4 protein-coding genes are annotated in these 5127 nt (G+C 73.7%); all 4 read right to left on the bottom strand.

Translation table 11 applies throughout. The features are described from left to right. Window positions 1-75: 75 nt before the first annotated feature. Window positions 76-1080 carry a glycosyltransferase family 4 protein gene (locus tag ASE87_RS11385; protein ID WP_056228562.1) on the bottom strand — a complete coding sequence of 335 codons (1005 nt, stop codon included), beginning with the start codon at window positions 1078-1080 and terminating at the stop codon, window positions 76-78. Further along, the gene (locus tag ASE87_RS11380) at window positions 1080-2633 is read right to left on the bottom strand and encodes a lipopolysaccharide biosynthesis protein (protein ID WP_200925470.1); all 1554 of its coding nucleotides are present in this window, start codon (window positions 2631-2633) and stop codon (window positions 1080-1082) included. Before ASE87_RS11380 ends, ASE87_RS11385 begins: the two co-directional genes overlap by 1 nt. Further along, window positions 2630-3745 (bottom strand): glycosyltransferase family 4 protein, encoded by a 1116-nt coding sequence (locus ASE87_RS11375; protein WP_056228561.1) that lies wholly within the window; start codon window positions 3743-3745, stop codon window positions 2630-2632. Before ASE87_RS11375 ends, ASE87_RS11380 begins: the two co-directional genes overlap by 4 nt. Further along, on the bottom strand, window positions 3742-5127 hold a 1386-nt coding region (locus ASE87_RS11370; protein ID WP_082452568.1), incomplete at its 5' end, for a polysaccharide biosynthesis tyrosine autokinase. The genes ASE87_RS11375 and ASE87_RS11370, both read right to left, overlap by 4 nt.

Here is a 5127-nt window from a genome sequence, read left to right as displayed (position 1 = left end):
GTGTTCGTCGACCACGGTCGTCCGCGACCGACCGAGTTCGACGAACACGCCCGGAGCGGCCCGGCCCCGACGCCTTCAGCCTCGGACGAACTCGGCCAGCGACGCCGCCAGGTGCCGCGTCGTCAGCCGTTCCTCGACCAGGGCCCGCCCCGCCGCGCCGAACGCCCGGGCCTCGGCCTCGTCGCCGAGCAGCCGCAGCACGTGTCCCGCGAGCGCCGACGAGTCCCCCACCGGCGCGAGCAACCCGGTGCGCTCGTGCTCCACGTAGTCCTCGATGCCCGGGGTGTTCGTCATCACGACGGGCCGCCCCGTCGCCATCGCCTCGAGGCTGACCGTCATGCCCGACGCGTGCAGGTTGTTGCGCGTCGCGACGGCCACGACCGAGGCCCGTGCGTACAGCTCGGCGAGTTCGCGGTGCGAGACGTGCGGCACCACGGTGACGCCCTCGGGCGGTGCCGCGTCGCTCGTCGTCTGCACGACCAGCTCGACGTCCGGTCGTTCGGCGTGGACCTGCTCGAGCGTCGCGAACAGGGTCGCCGGGTCGCGGTCGCGGTCGCCTCCGATGCTCAGCACCATCGGTCGCGTGGGCCACGGACGCGCCGCGAAGAAGTCCTCGTCGACCCCGAAGGTGAAGAACCCGACCGGCGGGCCGTCCTCGCCGACGAACCGTCGCAGCGGCTCGACCTGCCCCCGGCTGATCACCCAGAGCCCGCTCATCCGTCGCAGCACGTCACGCATGCGTCCGACGTCCTGCCCGCGCTCGACCCGGTCGGTCACCCAGATCACACCCGTGTACATCCGGTCGTGGGGCCGCGTCAGCAGCATACGCCGCGCGACGTTCTCGTCCCAGGTCACGCCGACGTCACTCGACGGGACCCCGGACGAGGAGGCGCGGCGCGGCGCCACCCGGTCGCGCAGCACCTGCAGGCGGCCGGGTTCCGGGACCGACGCGATGCGCGCCTCCGGGTCCGCGTCGCGCAGCGCCTCGAGGCCGTACGGCCAGAGGCCGGGCCGGAGGCCTGCCGCGTGATCGGCGGCCCAGCCGGTCACGTCGCGTTCGGTCGCGAAGAGGACCTCCATCACCGCGCCTCCTTCTCGTCGTCGCCGCTGCGACCGCCGTGCACGCGCTCCTCGGCGGCCCGCTCGGCCACCGCTCGCTCGGCGATCGCCTGGTCGGTCGCGGTCTCGTCACCACGCTGCTCGTCGACGTCGAGGCCCGCGGCCGCCGTGGCGCCCTCGCCGTCCGCCGACTCGTCGACGACGCCGTCGCCACCCGCTCCGCCCGCCGCCGCCTCGGCCCGACGCCGCCCCAGGTCGCGCGAGACGTACCAGAGGTTCGGCACGAGCTGACAGAGCGCCACCGAGATCGCCGACCCGAGCACGGGTCCCGCGGCCCCGACCTGCCCGATGAACCACCACGACAGCCCCAGGTTGAGGGGGACCATCAGCACGATCGGCAGCACCTGGAAGACGAGCCCGGTCTTGTCGGTCATGTACATGCCGACCGGGTACTTGGCCGCCTGCAGGCCGACGAAGACCACGAAGCCGACGAGCATCCAGCCGTCGAGCGTGATGGCCCCGCCCGACACGAACCGCGCCAGGAACGGGCTGATCACGGCGAGCCCCGTGCCCAGCACGAGTCCGCCGAGCAGGAACCACAGCGTCGGCACGGTCGGCGACTCGACGCGCCCGGCCGAGCGGGCCGCCGCGTAGACCGGCCAGAGGGCGATGCCCGCCGCGGCGACGGTCTGCAGGACGATGCCGAACAGCTGCGAGGCGAGGTTGTACTGCGCGAGCTCGTCCGGGCCGGCCAGGTGGCTGAGCAGCAGGCGGCCCGTCTGCATCGCGACCGGCAGGGCGATCATCTGCACGAGCATCGGCCAGGCGAGGCCCAGGGCGGGCACGCCGCGGTAGCTGCGGACGCGCGGCACGAGCTTGACGGCCTGTCCGATCTGCGGCGACAGGGCGCGCGCCGCCACGATCAGGCAGATCACCGACACGAGGCTGTTGGCCACGTACGAGACGACCGCGAGGTAGCTGCCGATCGGCGCGCTGAACATGACGGCCGAGCCGATCGCGAGCAGCATGAACGGCGCCACGACGGCCTGGCTGGCGACCTGCGTGCTGGTCTTCTTCAGCCCCACCAGGATGCGCTGCCCGACCGTCAGCGGGATCACCAGGCCGAACACCGCCAGGCAGAGACCGGCCGCGAGCGAGCCGCCGTCGGGCAACAGCCCCTCACCCAGCAGGACGGGCCACCAGCCGGCGAGCGTGATGATCAGTGCGACGGCGACCATGATGCCGCCCGACACCAGCAGCACACGGAAGGCCGTGACGATCGAGCGCTTGACGAAGTCGTCCGTGCGGACCGACGACGACCCGGCCACGGCGTTGATGACGATCGCCGCGATGCCGAGGTCGGCGAACGGCAACAGGGTCGGGAAGGTCGAGAGCAGCCCGTACTGGGCGTAGGCGTCGGTGCCGAAGTTCTGGATGATCATGCGGCTCGTGATGATGCCGAGCACGCCCGACAGGCCCATCACGACCACCTTGATCGCCGCGGTCGAGCCCACGGCGGCCATCGCGCCGCCCCGGCGGGGACGCTCGGCCGAGCCCGTCGCCGACCGGCTCACGAGGCGCGCCCGAACAGTCGGTCGTCCGCGGCGAGCCGTCCGTCGCGGTCGGGCAGGTCGGCCAGCACGTCGTCGGCGGCACGGCTCGCGTCGAGCGCCGCGACGATCGCGTCGGCCAGCACCTGAGGCGAACGCGGGTCGGACGCGACCACGTGGCCGTGGGCGTCGAGCCAGTCGGCGAGGCCGGTCTCGGTCGTGGTGACGACGGTGCAACCGTGCGACAGCCCCTCGACGATCGGCAACCCCACCTGCTCGCGCCAGGTCGGGCTCGGCTGCGACCAGAGGACGAGCACGCGCGCCTCGTCGAGCACGGAGTGGATGCGCGGGCGCGACGGGTCGACCTCGACGGCGACCGAGGGCTCCGCGACCGACAGGGCCCGCGCCTCCTGCTCGAGGGCGCCCTTGCCGAGCAGCGTCAGCGTCGCCTGCGGGCGGGCGGCGACGACGAGCGGCCAGGCCGCCGCCAGCACGCGCAGCCCTTTCCGTTCGACGAACGAACCGACGAACGCGACCGCGGGCGGACGGACCCCGCCACCGCGGGCGTCCTGGTGACGCGTCGGCAGCGCGGGCACCGAGGCCACGGAGGCCCGGGGCGACGGGGAACCGAGGAGGCGCGCGTACGTCTCGCGCGCCGCCTCCGTCCCGAAGACCACCCGGTCGAGCCGCCGCCAGACCGCGCGGGCCAGCACGCGTTCACCGCGTCGGCGCAGTCGCGTCCGCAGCCGCGGAGCGGTCGCCGCCGTGAACGGGTCGGCGTTGCCGATCAGGTAGCCCACCACGGCGGTCGGGCGACCGGTGATCCGGCGCCGCAGCGCCAGGGCCGCCAACACGAGCGCGGTCGCCGGCAGGCTCGACGTCATGAGCGGCTCGTTGACCTCGAGGGTCTCGACGTCCGACCGCGCGATCAGCCAGGCCGCCCGCACCGGGCCGGCCGGCACGAGGTCGAGGCCCTCGGCGAGCGAGGCGTCGAAGTCGTACCGCGTCACCCGGTAGACGATGCTGGCCGGCGCGAGTTCGTGTGCCCGCTCGAGGTGCGCCGTGCGCAGCGACTCGTACAACCGGACGGCCGGGAGGCGCGGCGCGGCTCCCCGGGACGGCCGAGCGACGGTCACGGGGCGTCGACGCCCCGACCGCGGGCCGGGCGGGAGGAGGTCGAGGCCTTCGACGCCGACGGGCCGCCGGCACGCTGTGCGCTCTCGGAGACGCCGTCGAGGACGACGCCGAGCACGGGCACCTGGACGCCGGTCAGGGCCCGGGCGGCCTGGACCAACTGGCCGCGGGACGAGTGGCCCACCGTGGCGACGAGCACGACGCCGTCGGTCAGGCGTCCGAGCTCGAGGGCGTCGGACGAACTGAGCACACCGGGGGTGTCGACGAGGACCACGTCGTAGCGCTCGCGCGCGGACTCGACGAACAGGGCCATCGACTTCGAGCTGAGCAGCGGGCTGGGGTTCGGGGGCACCTCACCGGTGGGGATGACGTCGACCCGGTCGCGCCAGGGCGTGACGGCGTCGGCGAACTCGAGGCGCCCCACGACGACGTCGGTCAGGCCCGTCTCGTCCGACACGGCGGCGAGGTCGGCGAGTCCGCCGCCCCGGAGGTCGGCGTCGATCACGAGGACGGACTGGCCGCGTTCGGCGTAGGCGAGTGCCAGGTCGAGGATGACGGCCGCTCGGCTCTCGCGGTCGTCGGAGCTGACCGACGAGACGGCGATCGTGCGGGCGACGGCGTCCACGTCGGAGAACTGGAGCTGCGCGCGGATGCGTCGGAAGTCGTCGGCCGCGGCCCCCTGGGGCTCGTCGGCGAACACCAGGCTGCCGCGTCGACGGCGTGCGACGCTGCCGAGCACAGGGGCGACGCGCAGCTCGTCGACGTCCGCCGTCGAGCGGAGGCGCGTGTCGACCACGGAGCGGACCAGGGCGAGGACGATGCCCAGGGCCCCGCCGATGGCGAGGCCGGTGAGCGCGATGAGCCGGCGGTTGGGGCCCGCGGGCGAGTTCGGCGGCGTGGCCTCGGCGATGGGTGCCACGCTCAGCGTCGACAGGCCGGCCGCGCTCTCGGGCGACAACGATCGGGCCTCGTCGCTCAGCGACCGGGTCACGGCGTTGGCGATGTCGGCCGCACGCTGACGGTCGGAGTCGACCACGGTGACGTCGATGATGACGGTGTTCAACGGGTTCTCGGCCGTGACCTGCCGGGCCAGCTGGACCGGGGTGAGGTCGAGCCCCAGGTCGGCGACGACCGGTTCGAGGACGACCGTCGACGTGGCCAGGCGGGTGTAGCTCTGCACCAGGTTCTGCGTGTATGACGACCCCTGGAGCAGCTCGTTCGGGTCGGAGCCCTCGGCGGCCGAGACGAAGACGCTGCTGGTCGAACGGAAGCTGTCGGGTCGCGTCTGGGCGTAGCCGTAACCGGCCGCACCGCCGAGGAGCGCGAGGACGAGGATGACGGGCCAGCTCTTCACGAGCGCGCGCCAGTAGTGCTGAGGATCCAA

This window comes from Frigoribacterium sp. Leaf44 (genome assembly GCF_001421865.1).
Classification (GTDB): Bacteria; Actinomycetota; Actinomycetes; order Actinomycetales; family Microbacteriaceae; genus Frigoribacterium.
Note: the sequence above shows the minus strand (reverse complement) of the source record. Positions and strands in the feature narration are given on the sequence as shown.

Excerpts from the sequence above, each read along its gene's own strand:
- ASE87_RS11385 (WP_056228562.1), bottom strand. The coding sequence starts at position 1,080 with ATGGAGGTCCTCTTCGCGACCGAACGCGACGTGACCGGCTGGGCCGCC.